The sequence below is a fragment of the Undibacterium sp. Ji83W genome (assembly GCF_049340385.1).
Lineage (GTDB): Bacteria > Pseudomonadota > Gammaproteobacteria > Burkholderiales > Burkholderiaceae_D > Undibacterium.
The window spans coordinates 18,928-33,715 of sequence record NZ_JBMPOZ010000025.1 but is presented as its reverse complement, the minus strand read 5'-3'; the positions used below and the strand labels follow the sequence as shown (position 1 = coordinate 33,715).

Annotated in this window: 15 protein-coding genes; all 15 read left to right on the top strand. The window is 50.9% G+C overall.

Features of this window, described 5'->3' with window-relative positions; all coding sequences use genetic code 11:
- The first annotated feature begins 7 nt into the window (after positions 1-7).
- The 15 genes from ACO0LD_RS27635 to ACO0LD_RS27565 all read left to right on the top strand — a co-directional run bounded on the left by ACO0LD_RS27635 (position 8) and on the right by ACO0LD_RS27565 (position 14,751).
- Entirely contained in the window at positions 8-613 is a 606-nt protein-coding gene (locus tag ACO0LD_RS27635; RefSeq protein ID WP_423003552.1) for a MotA/TolQ/ExbB proton channel family protein, read from the top strand.
- A gap of 2 nt (positions 614-615) precedes the next feature.
- A complete protein-coding gene (locus ACO0LD_RS27630) occupies positions 616-1,059 on the top strand; it encodes an ExbD/TolR family protein (RefSeq protein WP_110257768.1) in 444 nt (147 codons plus the stop codon).
- 115 nt (positions 1,060-1,174) lie between these two features.
- Complete coding sequence (gene lpxK / locus ACO0LD_RS27625; RefSeq protein ID WP_423012022.1) at positions 1,175-2,215, top strand: tetraacyldisaccharide 4'-kinase; 1,041 nt, start codon at positions 1,175-1,177, stop codon at positions 2,213-2,215.
- A complete protein-coding gene (locus ACO0LD_RS27620) occupies positions 2,196-2,390 on the top strand; it encodes a Trm112 family protein (RefSeq protein ID WP_423012020.1) in 195 nt (64 codons plus the stop codon). Before lpxK ends, ACO0LD_RS27620 begins: the two co-directional genes overlap by 20 nt.
- Positions 2,391-2,395: 5 nt before the next feature.
- Entirely contained in the window at positions 2,396-3,154 is a 759-nt protein-coding gene (gene kdsB, locus ACO0LD_RS27615) for a 3-deoxy-manno-octulosonate cytidylyltransferase (RefSeq protein ID WP_423012018.1), read from the top strand.
- Between the two features lie 198 nt (positions 3,155-3,352).
- On the top strand, positions 3,353-4,009 hold the full coding sequence (gene adk, locus ACO0LD_RS27610) for an adenylate kinase (protein ID WP_423012016.1): 657 nt from the start codon (positions 3,353-3,355) through the stop codon (positions 4,007-4,009).
- 249 nt (positions 4,010-4,258) lie between these two features.
- The gene (locus ACO0LD_RS27605) at positions 4,259-6,487 is read left to right on the top strand and encodes a sodium-translocating pyrophosphatase (RefSeq protein ID WP_423012014.1); all 2,229 of its coding nucleotides are present in this window, start codon (positions 4,259-4,261) and stop codon (positions 6,485-6,487) included.
- Between the two features lie 218 nt (positions 6,488-6,705).
- Positions 6,706-7,464 (top strand): 3-hydroxyacyl-CoA dehydrogenase, encoded by a 759-nt coding sequence (locus tag ACO0LD_RS27600; protein WP_423012012.1) that lies wholly within the window; start codon positions 6,706-6,708, stop codon positions 7,462-7,464.
- Positions 7,465-7,732: 268 nt separating this feature from the next.
- Positions 7,733-8,947, top strand: coding sequence for a patatin-like phospholipase family protein (locus ACO0LD_RS27595; RefSeq protein ID WP_423012010.1), 1,215 nt, complete (start codon positions 7,733-7,735; stop codon positions 8,945-8,947).
- 149 nt (positions 8,948-9,096) lie between these two features.
- Entirely contained in the window at positions 9,097-9,474 is a 378-nt protein-coding gene (locus ACO0LD_RS27590; RefSeq protein WP_423012008.1) for a ribonuclease domain-containing protein, read from the top strand.
- Between the two features lie 26 nt (positions 9,475-9,500).
- Positions 9,501-9,899, top strand: a complete 399-nt coding sequence (locus ACO0LD_RS27585; protein ID WP_423012116.1) for a barstar family protein — start codon at positions 9,501-9,503, stop codon at positions 9,897-9,899.
- A gap of 89 nt (positions 9,900-9,988) precedes the next feature.
- Positions 9,989-10,594, top strand: coding sequence for a phosphoribosylglycinamide formyltransferase (purN, locus tag ACO0LD_RS27580; RefSeq protein WP_423012006.1), 606 nt, complete (start codon positions 9,989-9,991; stop codon positions 10,592-10,594).
- A gap of 128 nt (positions 10,595-10,722) precedes the next feature.
- Positions 10,723-12,045 carry an RsmB/NOP family class I SAM-dependent RNA methyltransferase gene (locus ACO0LD_RS27575; protein ID WP_423012004.1) on the top strand — a complete coding sequence of 441 codons (1,323 nt, stop codon included), beginning with the start codon at positions 10,723-10,725 and terminating at the stop codon, positions 12,043-12,045.
- A gap of 58 nt (positions 12,046-12,103) precedes the next feature.
- On the top strand, positions 12,104-13,402 hold the full coding sequence (locus ACO0LD_RS27570) for a mechanosensitive ion channel family protein (RefSeq protein WP_423012002.1): 1,299 nt from the start codon (positions 12,104-12,106) through the stop codon (positions 13,400-13,402).
- 146 nt (positions 13,403-13,548) lie between these two features.
- Positions 13,549-14,751 carry a DesA family fatty acid desaturase gene (locus tag ACO0LD_RS27565; RefSeq protein ID WP_423012000.1) on the top strand — a complete coding sequence of 401 codons (1,203 nt, stop codon included), beginning with the start codon at positions 13,549-13,551 and terminating at the stop codon, positions 14,749-14,751.
- Positions 14,752-14,788 lie beyond the last annotated feature (37 nt).

The following is a 14,788-nucleotide window of genomic DNA, read 5'->3' as shown; positions in this document are numbered from 1 at the left end:
AGTTATTTTGTTCGCCATCATTCAAGCCGCAGGCTGGCCAATTTATTTGTTGCTGATTGCCTCAGTTATTGCGCTGACATTAATCATAGAACGCAGTCTTTCTTTGCGCCGTAGCCGTATCTTGCCACCTACCCTGGTTGACGAGGTCATACGTGTCTATCAGGCAGGCAAGGTCAAGCCAGAAGTCATAGAGCAACTGGCAGGTAATTCACCTTTGGGTAAAGTGCTGGCAGCGGGTTTGCGCAATGTGAATGCGCCGCGTGAAGTCATGAAAGAATCGATAGAAGAGGCAGGCAGTGCTGTTGCCCATGAGCTGGAGCGTTTCCTGACGACACTGGGCACGATCGCTTCACTGGCACCTTTGATGGGCTTGTTTGGTACTGTCGTCGGTATGATAGAAATTTTCGGTTCGCAAAATGCGACGGGTGCCAACCCTGCGCAACTGGCGCATGGTATTTCTGTTGCTTTGTATAACACTGGCTTTGGTTTGATGATTGCCATGCCTGCGATGGTGTTCTGGCGTCATTTCCGCGCTTTGGTAGATAGCATCGTCGTCGATATGGAGCAACAGGCAATCAAGTTTGTTGATGTTGTCCACAGCGCCAGGAAGTAGTCATGAATTTTCGTAAAGGAAGGGGCAGGGAAGAGCCAGAGATCAACCTGATCCCGTTTATCGACGTCTTGCTGGTGATCCTGATTTTCCTGATGGTGACGACGACGTATAGCCGTTTCACCGAATTGCAAATCACCTTGCCGACTGCAGATGCAGAAAAAGCCCAGGACAAGCCGAATCAGATAGATATCGGTATTGATGCCCAGGGCCGCTACAAGATCAATAGCCAGGCCGTGTCTTTCCTTGATACCCTGACGCTGGCTGAAGACTTGAAAAAAGCGGCAGCAGCGCTGGAAGCTGGCAAGACCGGTACCCAGCCTGACCCTGTGATCATCATCAATGCAGACCGTGCGACTAGTCACCAGTCTGTGATCGATGTGCTGGAAGCCGCACGTATTGCAGGCATGGCCAAGGTCACGTTTGCTGCCCAGGCTACTGCGAAGTAAGGATAGAAACTACCCCAGGTTTTAATAATAATTTCGGGGTAGCATATAAGCCGGGGAGTGCATAACTCCCCGGTTTCTTTTTTAGAGAACTGCAAGAAAACTAGAAGTGAGTGACATGCGGGCAGTACTGGAAAAAGTCTTGTTGAATACCTGGCAAAAGCGCGGGCTGCTGGCTTGTCTGTTGTGGCCTGTGTCAAAGCTATTCCAGCTCATCGTCACTTTCCGTTTTGGTTTGTTTGTGATGGGTTATAAAGCACAAACAAAATTGCCAGTGCCTGTGGTTGTGGTCGGCAATATTTTTATCGGCGGTACTGGCAAGACACCTCTGGTCATCTGGCTGGTGCAGCAATTAAAGCAGGCGGGCTGGCATCCAGCTGTCATCTCGCGTGGGTATGGCGTGCACGCCGAGAGCGTGATCCTGCTGGATGCTGCTTCGCAAGCGCAGCAGGTTGGTGATGAGCCAGTATTGATTGCTGCCAGGGCACAATGCCCGGTAGCTGTGGGACGTGATCGTGTCGCAGTGGCGCGTTGTGTGCTGGCAGCCAATCCGCAAGTGGATATTATTATTGCTGACGATGGTTTGCAGCATTACGCCTTGGGGCGTGATGTTGAACTGATTTTGTTTGACCAGCGCGGCGCTGGCAATGGCTGGCTCTTGCCAGCGGGGCCTTTGCGGGAACCTGTGGAAAGACGGCGTGACTTTACTATCTGTAATCTGCCAGGGCCGGATGGGGCATTGCCAGGCATGATGCCTGCGGATACCGTACGTATGCAGCTGCAAGCAGGTCAGGCGTATCGTTTAAATGATGATGGACAGCGCCGGTCATTCGTCGAATTCGCAGGGCAGCGCCTGTTGGCAGCCGCTGGCATAGGTAATCCACAACGATTTTTCAATATGCTGGCGATGCAGGGTTTGCAATGCCAGGCCAGGGCTTTTCCTGATCATCATGCCTTTGATGCGAAGAGTTTTGAGGGCACCGATGCTGATTGCATCCTGATTACTGAAAAGGATGCAGTAAAATGTAGGCAAATCCCGGCTTTACTGGACGATGCCCGCATCTGGGTGGTGCCAGTTGAGGCTCAACTTGATGCAGCATTTGCCGCATCCCTGATACAAATGATTTCGGAGAAAAAACATGGACGCACGTCTGCTTGATGTGTTGGTTTGCCCTTTGTGCAAAGGACAATTGGTCTATCAAAAAGCCAATCAGGAATTGATTTGCTATGGCGATAAACTGGCTTACCCGATACGCGATGATATCCCTATCATGTGGGCAGATCAGGCGCGCGCGTTGACCAATGAAGAAATTGACGCCAGACCCAAGGCTTGAGTTTTATGAGTTTTATCGCCATTATCCCGGCCCGGCTGGCCTCCAGCCGTTTGGCCAATAAACCGCTGGCAGACATAGGTGGCAAGCCTATGGTAGTGCGCACGGCTGAACAGGCATTGTTGTCTGGCGCCAGTGCCATTATGGTGGCCACCGATCATGCCGATATCGTCGCAGCTTGTAATGCACATGGCGTGCCGGTATGCATGACGCGGGCAGACCATCCATCAGGCACTGACCGCATAGCCGAAGTCGCCGCCAGCATGAACCTCGCTGATGACGCAGTTGTCGTCAATGTGCAGGGTGATGAACCATTGATAGATCCAGCGCTGATCGCAGCAACGGCAGCACTGGTGAATGCTGATGTGCCCATGGCGACGGCTGCCCATCCCATCCATGCGGTAGAAGATGGTTTTAACCCGAATGTCGTCAAGGTGGTATTGGACAAGCATGGCCGCGCCCTGTATTTTTCACGGGCTACCATACCCTGGCATAGGGATGGATTTGCTCTCAGTCGCGAGCAGTTTCCGCCCGCTTATGCACCTTTGCGTCATATCGGTTTGTATGCCTACCGCAACGATTTTTTAAAAAAATATCCGCAACTTGCTGTTTCTCCCTTGGAACAAATTGAGGCGCTGGAACAGTTGCGGGTATTGTGGAATGGCTATGCCATCGCGGTTCATGTGACCGATTCCAGCCCCGCGCCAGGGGTGGATACGGCAGAAGATCTGGAACGTGTCCGGCAGTTTTTTATGGATAAGAAATAAAAAAACGGGCAAAACCCCAAGTTTTCGTGGCAAAGCATCAAGAATTACGAAAATTGTGGTAAGTTTCGTGAAAAGAAACTGTGTTATCAAGCTAAATAAGAAAAGCAAAAAAAGAGCCGTGCCTGCCATGAAACCACTGGCTGTCATGTTTTGATAATACAAGCACAAAAAATTCAAACTCGTCTTAGGAAATTTAACATGCGTCTTATTTTGTTGGGAGCGCCGGGAGCCGGCAAGGGTACACAAGCCAATTACATCAAAGAAAAATACAATATCCCGCAAATCTCTACTGGTGATATGTTGCGTGCTGCAATTGCTGCTGGCACGTCTTTGGGTCTGGAAGCAAAAAAGGTCATGGACACTGGTGGACTGGTATCTGATGACATCATCATCGGTCTGGTCAAAGACCGGCTGACACAGCCTGATTGCGCTAATGGTTATCTGTTCGACGGTTTTCCACGCACCACGCCACAAGCAGATGCGATGAAAGATGCTGGCGTGACGATAGACTATGTACTGGAAATCAATGTACCTGACGAAGCGATCATTGACCGTATGAGTGGCCGCCGTGTTCACCCAGGTTCTGGCCGTACTTACCATGTCAAATTCAATCCGCCAAAAGTTGAAGGCAAGGATGATGTGACTGGTGAAGACCTGGTGCAACGCCCTGACGACAAGGAAGAAACCGTCAAGAAGCGTTTGTCCGTCTATCACGAGCAAACCGAAATCCTGTTGTCTTACTATGGTGATTGGGCAAAGTCTGGCAAACCAGGAGCGCCGAAATATCGCAAGATCGCTGGTGTCGGACCGGTAGAGTCCATCCGCGACAGCGCATTTGCGGCGCTGGCTGAATAAGTAAGAAAAAAAGCGGACTGCAATGTCCGCTTTTTTTATCGCTAAGTACGGCTAAGCCCCAGCCAGATTTCTCCAAAAATATGGGCTACGTAAAAGTTTCGCAGTGTGCAGGATTCATTTTTGTCATTTGGTACAAAGCAGTCTGGTACCAAAGTCTGGAAAATGAAGAATTGTCGTTGTTTCACTTTGTCGTTAAAAAAATGCATGCGCCCACAAGGCCAGCATGCCTATAACATTGGAGGAGTCAACATGGCAGCAAGTCTTTGGTTTGTCATCGCATGTGGCGTCATCGCCGTACTATATGGTTTGATATCGCGTAGCTGGATCTTGAAACAGGATGCCGGTAACGCACGTATGCAGGAAATAGCTACTGCTATTCAACAGGGCGCAGCCGCCTATCTGGCGCGACAATACCGCACCATCGCCATCGTCGGCGTGGTGTTGTTCATTGCCGTTGCCGCCATACCAGGCCTGGGCCTGATTACTGCTATCGGTTTCCTGATCGGTGCGGTTTTGTCGGGAGCTTGCGGCTTCATCGGTATGAATGTCTCGGTCAGGGCCAATGTCAGGACTGCACAGGCAGCAACCAAGGGCATGAATGAAGCACTTGATGTCGCTTTCCGTGGCGGTGCCATCACCGGCATGCTGGTGGTCGGCCTTGGTTTGCTGGGCGTGACTATCTTTTATTGGGTATTGGTGTGCAATGCCGCAGGCGGCACGCTGACACAGCATGATGTCATCAAGCCCCTCATAGGCCTTGCCTTTGGTGCCTCACTGATTTCCATCTTCGCGCGGCTTGGCGGCGGTATCTTTACCAAGGGTGCTGACGTTGGTGCCGATCTGGTCGGTAAGGTCGAAGCTGGTATCCCTGAAGATGACCCGCGTAACCCTGCCGTGATTGCTGATAATGTCGGCGACAATGTTGGCGATTGCGCTGGTATGGCCGCTGACTTGTTTGAAACCTATGTCGTGACCCTGATCGCCACCATGTTGCTGGGCGCGCTGGTAATTACCACCAATGTCACTGAAGCGATTGTTTATCCTTTATTGCTCGGTGCTGTTTCCATCCTGGCTTCCATCGTTGGCTGCTCCATGGTGAAGGCGAAGCCCGGCAAGAAAATCATGTCTGCCCTGTACACAGGTTTGTGGTGGGCTGCCGGTTTGTCATTGGTTGGTTTTGCCATCGTGACATGGCAAGTCTGGCCTGACGAAGCCATGCGCATGAAGATGATGGGCTCGTCATTGGTGGGTATCGTGCTCACTGGCCTGATGGTATACATCACTGAATATTACACAGGCACAGACTTTAAACCGGTACAGCATGTGGCTGAGGCATCGACTACTGGTCACGGTACCAATATCATTGCCGGCCTGGGTGTGTCGATGAAGTCGACTGCATGGCCAGTGCTGGCTGTGTGTGCTTCGATACTGGTTTCCTACAACCTTGCTGGTTTGTATGGCATCGCGATTGCAGCAACTTCCATGTTATCGATGGCGGGTATCATCGTGGCACTCGATGCCTATGGCCCAATTACTGACAATGCTGGCGGTATTGCAGAAATGTCTGAAATGCCAGCATCGGTGCGTGCGATTACTGATCCGCTGGATGCAGTTGGCAACACTACCAAGGCTGTCACCAAGGGTTATGCAATTGGCTCTGCCGGTCTGGCAGCACTGGTGCTGTTTGCCGATTACACCCACGCGCTTGATTCTGTCGGCAAGAGCACTTCGTTTGATTTGTCCAATCCGCAAGTCATCGTCGGTCTGTTTATTGGTGGTTTGATTCCTTACCTGTTTGGTGCCATGGCGATGGAAGCGGTTGGTCGTGCAGCTGGTGCCGTGGTGGTGGAAGTACGCCGCCAGTTCAAGGAAATCAAGGGCATCATGGATGGTACAGGCAAGCCTGAATACGACAAGGCTGTCGATATGCTGACAACATCAGCCATCAAGGAAATGATTATTCCTTCGCTGTTGCCTGTCATCGTGCCTATCCTGGTTGGCATGGTGCTGGGGCCAGCTGCGCTTGGTGGTTTGTTGATGGGGACTATCGTGACTGGTTTGTTCGTGGCGATTTCCATGACTACCGGTGGTGGTGCCTGGGACAATGCCAAGAAATATATAGAAGATGGTCACTTTGGTGGCAAGGGTTCGGAAGCGCACAAGGCTGCCGTGACAGGGGATACTGTTGGCGATCCATACAAGGATACTGCTGGCCCCGCTATTAACCCCCTGATCAAAATCATCAATATTGTCGCCTTGTTGCTCGTGCCTATCTTGCCTGCGGTTGGTACCAATGAAGCAGCCAAGCATGTCACACCAACGATGCCGGTAGTACAGTCGGCAGCACCGGCGGCATCTGCATCAGCGTCGGCGCCTGTATTGGCACCGGCATCGGCGTCTGCCTCTGCCCCAGTATCTGCCCCTATGGTAGTGCCAGAGCCACCAGCTATGCAAGAAGCAGTACCCGCCAGCAAATAAGCTTAAGCTTGCATTGGCTGGGTAGTGAAGAAGTGGTGGCGATATTTTCGCCACCACTTCTTTTATTTTTTGCCTGATGAAGATTATTCGCTACAATACGAGGATGTGACGTTTACGTAAACGTAATCGTAATCGTGGATGTAACTATTGGATGCAAATAAGTACCATCCCCACAATTCGATTAATGTGCTCATTGACAATAGCTTGGAGAGACAAACATGCAAATTCAAAATCATGTATTTATTATTACTGGTGGCGCTTCCGGTCTGGGCGCAGCTACGGCAAGAATGATCGTAGCTAATGGCGGCAAGGTCGTGCTGGCCGATGTGCAGGTAGAAGCTGGTGAAGTACTCGCTGCTGAGCTGGGTGGCAAGTTTGTCAAATGTGATGTGACTTCCGAAGCCGATGGCAAAGCCGTTGTCGAGGTCGCCGCTTCCCTGGGCACCTTGCGTGGTCTGGTAAATTGCGCCGGCGTTGCTCCTGCCATCAAGACAGTTGGCAAAGATGGCCCGCATCCGCTGGATGTGTTCCAGCGTGTGGTTAACATTAATCTCATCGGCACTTTCAATATGTGCCGCCTGGCAGCAGATGCCATGGGCAAGACTGAAGCAGCCGAGCATGGTGAGCGTGGCGTCATCATCAACACAGCATCGGTTGCTGCTTATGATGGTCAGATTGGCCAGGCAGCCTATGCTTCTTCCAAGGCAGCTGTAGTTGGCCTGACCCTGCCTATGGCACGCGATTTGTCACGCAGCGGCATACGCGTCATGACGATTGCACCTGGCATTTTTGAAACACCGATGTTGCTGGGCATGCCGCAAGAAGTGCAGGATGCTTTGGGTAAAATGGTGCCGTTTCCTCCGCGTCTTGGTAAGCCCGGTGAGTATGCGAATCTGGCCAAGGCGATTATTGAGAATGTGATGTTGAATGGGGAAACCATCCGCCTGGACGGGGCCATTCGCATGCAACCCAAGTGAAGTGTTGATAAAGCTACTGCGCGACGCAATTTTGAGCCTGCGATGCTCACCGTACTAAAGTACGGTTGCGCTTCTTAACTCAAACTTGCGCCGCTCGCTACGCTTTCTCAACGCTTCACACGACTTTAGTAATCTGACATAAGAAAGCTGCTGTGCTTCTGGAATTGCTGTTGTATTTGCAGAGCATGATTCTTTCACTGTGCCGTGCAGCATGACAAATTGCTAGGGGGCTACTACACTAGGGCAAATCTGGATTTGCCCTTTTTTTATGCCTACACAAACGAGTAATAATGCTGGAACAGGATTGATCTTGACGGGTGGTGGGGCGCGTGCGGCCTATCAGGTTGGGGTGCTTCATGAAATCTCGGCGATACTGGTGGAGTCTGGCTGGCATCCTGCCAGCAATCCTTTTGGCATTATCTGCGGCACTTCGGCGGGGGCGATTAACGCTACCTCGCTGGCGTGCGGGGCTGATAATTTTGCTGATGCAGTCGGGCGCATGCTGCATATTTGGGAAAATTTTGAAGCGGCGCAGGTGTACCGGGCCGATTCGCTGGGAGTCATGCGTAGTGGGGCGCGCTGGCTGACGTTGTGGTCGTTTGGCTGGTTGCTCAACAAATGGCGCAAGGCACCGCCAAATTCCCTGCTCGATAATTCTCCGCTGGAAGCGCTGCTGACGCGCATGCTGGATCTGAGCAGCCTGGATGCTGCATTCAACAATGGCAGTCTGCATGCGCTGGCGGTCACGGCATCTTCTTATACTGCGGGTCAGCATCTGACTTTTTACCAGACTCTGGCTGATATTGAGCCCTGGGTCAGGAGCCAGCGTCTGGCACAGCGTGATTTTATCGGCGTCCAGCATTTGCTGGCATCTGCTGCCATCCCTTTTATTTTTCCTGCCGTACCATTGAACTGGGGCGGGCGTATGGAATATTGCGGTGACGGCTCCATGCGTCAACTGGCACCGATATCGCCTGCCATCCATCTGGGTGCGCAAAAGGTCTTGATTGTCGGCGCGGGCCGTTTGACTGAGCCACCCAGTGTCAGTACTGAAACTGCACGTTACCCCAGCCTGGCGCAAATTGCCGGTCACGCCTTGTCCAGCATTTTTCTTGATAGCCTGGCAGTGGATATAGAAAGGCTGATGCGCATCAACAAGACCTTGTCGATGTTGCCGCCGGAATTGCTGGAAAAAACACCTTTGCGGCCAGTGGACCTGCTGGTTATCGCACCATCTGAGCGGCTCGATGAAATTGCCAGTCGTCATACCAACAGCCTGCCTTTGCCTGTACGCACCATGCTGGGCGGCATAGGCGCTACCGAGGCGCGTGGTTCTGCGCTGGCGTCTTATCTCTTGTTTGAGTCCACTTATACCAAGGAATTGATTGCGCTAGGGCGACGTGATACCCGCGCCAGGGTAGATGATGTCTTGCACTTCTTTGGGGTTGATACAACAGTACGGGCACCTGTGCGATCGGCCTGATTCCAGCACCATATTGCCGCAAAGTATTTTCGTCAAAAATGTGACAGGCGCATGAATTAATATATTGTAACATCTGCAACAATGGTTGATTCATCATCGACAAACCGTTACTCTATGCCCTGTTTAAGCATGTGCGGATAGACAAAATAATGATAAATCCAACATTTTTTAAAAAATGGCTGGTATTCCTGACGCTTGCTTTGCTGGCTGCAACCAGCTTCGCCAAAGACACCAATAGTCTTGGCCAGGTTACCGTTGCTGAATTACCCAAAGAAGCACAGACAACTCTGAAGCTCATCAAGCAGGGTGGCCCATTTCCATATGACAAGGATGGTGTCGTGTTCGGGAATTATGAATCCAGGCTACCCAAGCAAAAGCGTGGTTACTATCATGAATATACGGTGAAAACACCGCGTGCCCGTAATCGCGGCGTGCGTCGTATCATTGCCGGAGCAGACCCTCAGACTTCGGGTGAATACTATTACACAGAAGACCACTACGAGAGTTTTCGCAGAATTAAAGAGTAAATATGATCTCAGCAACCGAGGGAGAAATGGAATTGTTGGCAACGGTAGCGCCGAATGTGGTGCAATCCATACGTGCTTTCCGTGTTCCGGATTTACAGGCTGAAGCAGCCAAACTGGGGCAGCATTTCTTGTATGCCTATTGCCTGGAGGCTCTGACCAAGCAACAGGTGTTGGGGAAGATTGCCTTGTCTTTTGGCTTCCCCAAGCCCATGTGCCGTAATCTGGATGCCTTGTCAGATTGCCTGACTGACATGATTTACAAGGCCGGGCCGCAACCAGGTTTTTTGATCGTGCTTGAACAATTGCCAAATACGCAAAAATTTGACAAGGAAGCACGCGAGACGCTGTTGGACGTTTTCCGTGACGCCGCCGATTTTTGGGCTGACAGAAAAGTCGCTTTCCGCGTGTTTTACTCTTTTGAATAGTCATTTTATACCCTGTATAATAGGTGCCAGCAAGTAATCGCTGGCATTTTTATTTGGGGCTAAGCCCCTGTCAGCGGTACAATGCCGCCATGAAAAAGATTGTTATCCTCATTTCTGGTCGTGGCAGCAATATGCAAGCCATCGTTGAAGCTGCTGCAAAGCAGCAATGGCCTGCGCAAATCGCCGCTGTTATCAGTAACCGCGCTGATGCGGGCGGTTTGGAATATGCAGCCAGCCGTGGCATACCGACTGCGGTAGTCGTCAGTAAGCAATTTGCAACGCGTGATGCATTTGATGCTGCTTTGCAGGCAAAAATAGATGAATTTTCCCCTGATCTGGTCGTTTTGGCTGGCTTCATGCGCATATTGACTGCCGGTTTTGTCGAACATTATGCGGGCAGGATGTTGAATATCCATCCATCCCTGTTACCTAGCTTTGTTGGTTTGGCAACGCATCAGCAGGCCATTGATGCGGGCGTTAAAGTGCATGGTGTGACCGTGCATTTTGTCACTGCTGAACTCGATCATGGCCCCATCGTCGCGCAAGCGGTTGTGCCTGTGCTTTACGACGATACCGAAGACACTCTGTCGCACAAGGTACTTGAGCAAGAGCACCAGATTTACCCACGCGCCGTATTGCAATTTGTCGAAGGCAAATTGCGCATAGACGGTAATCGTGTTCATATCAGTAATTAATAAATTAATTAGTGAACATCAGCAAGGCTGCTAGCGCGGTTTTGCGTGAACAATAGTCAACACAATAGTCAACACTACACAGTAATTTGGTCCGTCCGGACCACGTCAGCATATTAGAAGGAAGCAGCATGAGATTACCTCCAGCCATACTCGTCAATACCGAAGAAGTATTACGTGAGATTTTGCGTTTTACCGGCCCGGCAGATGGCACTTTATCGCGTTATTTCCGTGATCACCCACGTCTGGGTTCACGTGAACGTGGCGTGGTTGCGGAGGCTGTCTACGGCTTGCTGCGCAATAAATCGGTGTACACCAATTTTTCTGAGTCCGGCATAGGTTCACCTATGCGCCGTCTTAGTCTGCTGGGGCTGGCCGATGCAGTTGGCGTCGATGCACTTGGTGGTTTGACAGATGATGAAACCGCCTGGCTGCAGCGCGTCATGGAAATTGACCGCACGCACCTGCCTTTGATGATGAAAGCCAATCTGCCAGAATGGTTGTGGACAAAACTGGTGGAGCGCTTTGGTGAAGAAGACGCACTGGCGCTGGCCATGTCACTGAACACCCCGGCACCTCTGGATTTGCGTGTGAACACAATCAAGGGTGATCGCGATACTGTCATCACCACATTGGCGCAAGCACCTATCATCGCTGAACCTACACCATATTCCAGCACGGGTTTGCGAGTACGCAAAAAGCCATCCATCCAGAACTTGCCTTTATTTAAAGATGGCACGATAGAAGTACAGGATGAAGGCAGTCAGTTGCTGGCCCAACTGGTGGGAGCCAAACGCGGTGAAATGGTCGCTGATTTTTGCGCTGGTGCCGGTGGCAAGACTTTGGCACTGGGCGCATTGATGCGCAACACAGGCCGTTTGTATGCTTTCGACATTTCTGAAAAACGTTTGGCCAAACTGAAGCCACGCATGGCGCGTAGTGGTTTGTCGAATGTACATCCGGTCGTCATCGCGCATGAAAAAGATGCCAAGATCAAACGTCTGGCAGGCAAGCTTGATCGCGTATTGGTCGATGCGCCTTGTAGTGGCCTGGGCACCTTGCGCCGTAATCCCGATGTCAAATGGCGTCAGACTCTGGTTGGTGTTGCCGAATTGAATGTCAAGCAGGCCTCCATCCTGGCCAGTGCTGCACGCATGGTCAAACCGGGTGGCCGTTTGGTGTATGCAACCTGTAGTATTCTCGATGAAGAAAATGAAGGCATCGTCCAGGCTTTCCTGGCTGAACATGCTGACTATGTACTGGTACCTGCTTCACAGGTATTGGCCGAGCAAAAAGTGGATCTGGAAATGGGTGACTATCTGAAGCTCTACCCGCATCTGCATCAGACTGACGGTTTCTTTGCCGCGATAATGGAACGTAAAAAAGCGCCACCCAAAGTTGTGCCAGAAGAAGTCGCTTCAGAAGCAGTTGCTGCAGAAGCAGAAGAAGATTAATTCACGCGCTGACGTAGTTTAATTCAATCATCCACTTCATTGCCTCTGAGTACGCTCCATGAGTACGCCTTTACTTGCCAGTTTATTGTCTGACTTATCGAAGGATTTAGGCCAGTCTGATTTTTACTGGCAAATAGGGGTGGTCGCCCTGTGTTTCAGTCTGGCCTGGCTGCTGTCTCGCGCACTCAGGCGCAGCTTCCCTGCCAAGGACACTGATTCTGGTGTGGTGAAGCTGGGTGTGGAAAGTTTTACCCGCGTACTCTCGCCAGCCCTGGCGATGATTTTTATCCTGATTGCTAAAATGATTTTAGGCAAATGGCAGCATACGCATTTGCTGTCTTTACTATTCCCCATCATCGGTTCGCTGGCACTGATACGCTTTGCCTTTTATGTCGTGCGGCAAACCTTTGCCCGTGACGGTTCCATAGGCAGCTTCCTCGCGGTCTTTGAAAAACTGTTTGCCAGTCTGGTCTGGCTGGGTGTGGTCTTGCATTTTACCGGCCTGGGCCTGGAATTATTTACCACTTTGGATGAAATTTCCCTGCCTATAGGTAAGAACAAGGTATCGCTACTGACCATCTTGCAAGCGATAGCTTCAGTCGTGATTACTCTCGTCGTCGCCATGTGGGCGAGTGCCGCGCTAGAGACGCGCTTGATGAAGTTGCCGAATGCGCATACCTCTTTGAAAGTCGTCCTGTCACGTGTGGGCAGGGCGGTATTTATTCTGTTGGCCATACTCATCAGCCTGACCCTGGTTGGCATCGACCTGACCGTGTTGTCAGTATTTGGCGGTGCCCTGGGCGTGGGTCTGGGTTTTGGCTTGCAAAAAATTACCAGTAGCTATGTCTCCGGTTTCATCATCTTGCTGGACCGTAGTATGTCTATAGGCGATATGATTACAGTAGACAAATTCAGTGGGCGGGTAACCCAGATCAATACCCGCTATACGGTATTGCAAGGACAGGATGGTGGCGAAGCTGTTATTCCGAATGAAATGCTGGTGTCCACGCCTGTGCAAAATTACTCACTGAGCGACAGAACTGTGGCAATGTGGACGGACATGACAGTAGGTTATGAAACTGAACTCGACAAGATCATGCCCATACTTGGCCAGGCAGCAGCAACGGTAGAGCGTGTTTGCAAGGATCCTGCACCTACTGCCTATTTGCTGAAGTTTGGTGCTGACGGTTTTGAGCTGCGGGTAGGGTTCTGGATTGCCGACCCAGAAAATGGGCGCTCCAGCGTCATGTCAGCAGTAAACCTTGCTTTGTGGCAGGTTTTGCAAGAACATAAAGTGAATTTGCCCTACGGCCAAAGGGTTGTGACCATAATTAACAGTCCAGTCAAAGAAACTTGAAGCCAGGCAATAGTTTTAGTTCTAGAATTGGGGGAATTCCTCTAAAACGGCGTACAATGCCGTCCGATGTCTATAATGAATAAAGTTGATCGCGTTTTTGCGAAATCAACCAAGATGCCGTCAATAACAATGGAGTACATGTCATTTTGAGCACTTTTATCGATACAGTAGTTGATTTTCTGTCCAATGGACTGACCCGTGCAACGGGCTGGCAAGTATTTGTCTTCACCATGGTCGTGACACATATCACGATTGCCAGTGTGACGATATTCCTGCACCGCTGCCAGGCGCATCGCGCACTGGAATTGCATGCTATTCCTAGTCATTTCTTCCGTTTCTGGTTGTGGCTGACGACTGGCCAGGTCACCAAGGAATGGGCAGCGATTCACCGCAAGCACCATGCCAAATGCGAAACTGAAGAAGACCCGCATAGCCCGGTGACACGTGGTATCAAAAAAGTCTTGCTCGAAGGTGCTGAGCTGTATCGCACAGAATCCAAAAATCTGGAGACCCTGGAAAAATATGGTCACGGCACACCAGATGACTGGATGGAGCGCAATATCTATTCACGTTTTAGCTGGCAAGGCGTCGCCTTGATGCTGATTATCGACCTCATGCTGTTTGGCGTGATTGGTACGACAGTCTGGGCAGTGCAAATGTTGTGGATACCTGTGACTGCTGCTGGCATTATCAATGGTATTGGTCACTACTGGGGTTATCGCAATTATGATTGCACCGACGCCTCACGTAACATCGTGCCTTTCGGTATCCTGATTGGTGGCGAAGAACTGCATAACAACCACCATACATTTGGTACATCAGCAAAACTGTCGTCCAAATGGTATGAATTCGATATCGGCTGGTTGTATATCCGCTGCATGGAAATAGTTGGCTTGGCCAAGGTCAAGAAAGTCGCGCCTGAACCCAAGTTCAAAGAGATCAAGACTGTCGTCGATCTGGAAACCCTGCAAGCCGTTATTACGAATCGTTATGACGTCATGGCGAAATATACCAAGTCCTTGCGTCGTGCCTGGAGTGAAGAAGTAGCCAGCTTACGTGAGAAAGCCATGTTCGAAGCGCACATGCTGAAATCGACCAAGAAATTACTGCAGCGTGAGCCAACCAAGCTGGAAGCGCCTCAGCAACAGCAATTATCTGAAGTCCTGGCACATAGCCGTGCACTGAAAACCATGCATGATATGCGTGTGGAACTGGGCCTGATCTGGGAACGGTCTACCGTCAGTCGGGAGCAGCTGGTGCAGCAATTGCAGGATTGGTGCGTTCGTGCAGAAGCATCAGGTATTCAGACTTTGCGCGAGTTCTCACTGAGATTGCGGACTTACGCGTAAAAAGCTTATTTGCTTCTTCAAAAACGGTGCTGATGCG

What these genes read in the sequence shown, in the direction of transcription:
- ACO0LD_RS27600 (WP_423012012.1), top strand. Translation starts at nt 6,706, where the DNA reads ATGCAAATTCAAAATCATGTATTTATTATTACTGGTGGCGCTTCCGGT.
- ACO0LD_RS27620 (WP_423012020.1), top strand. Translation starts at nt 2,196, where the DNA reads ATGGACGCACGTCTGCTTGATGTGTTGGTTTGCCCTTTGTGCAAAGGA.
- ACO0LD_RS27630 (WP_110257768.1), top strand. Translation starts at nt 616, where the DNA reads ATGAATTTTCGTAAAGGAAGGGGCAGGGAAGAGCCAGAGATCAACCTG.
- lpxK (WP_423012022.1), top strand. Translation starts at nt 1,175, where the DNA reads ATGCGGGCAGTACTGGAAAAAGTCTTGTTGAATACCTGGCAAAAGCGC.
- ACO0LD_RS27575 (WP_423012004.1), top strand. Translation starts at nt 10,723, where the DNA reads ATGAGATTACCTCCAGCCATACTCGTCAATACCGAAGAAGTATTACGT.
- ACO0LD_RS27595 (WP_423012010.1), top strand. Translation starts at nt 7,733, where the DNA reads ATGCCTACACAAACGAGTAATAATGCTGGAACAGGATTGATCTTGACG.
- ACO0LD_RS27605 (WP_423012014.1), top strand. Translation starts at nt 4,259, where the DNA reads ATGGCAGCAAGTCTTTGGTTTGTCATCGCATGTGGCGTCATCGCCGTA.
- adk (WP_423012016.1), top strand. Translation starts at nt 3,353, where the DNA reads ATGCGTCTTATTTTGTTGGGAGCGCCGGGAGCCGGCAAGGGTACACAA.
- purN (WP_423012006.1), top strand. Translation starts at nt 9,989, where the DNA reads ATGAAAAAGATTGTTATCCTCATTTCTGGTCGTGGCAGCAATATGCAA.
- ACO0LD_RS27570 (WP_423012002.1), top strand. Translation starts at nt 12,104, where the DNA reads ATGAGTACGCCTTTACTTGCCAGTTTATTGTCTGACTTATCGAAGGAT.
- ACO0LD_RS27585 (WP_423012116.1), top strand. Translation starts at nt 9,501, where the DNA reads ATGGAATTGTTGGCAACGGTAGCGCCGAATGTGGTGCAATCCATACGT.
- ACO0LD_RS27590 (WP_423012008.1), top strand. Translation starts at nt 9,097, where the DNA reads ATGATAAATCCAACATTTTTTAAAAAATGGCTGGTATTCCTGACGCTT.
- kdsB (WP_423012018.1), top strand. Translation starts at nt 2,396, where the DNA reads ATGAGTTTTATCGCCATTATCCCGGCCCGGCTGGCCTCCAGCCGTTTG.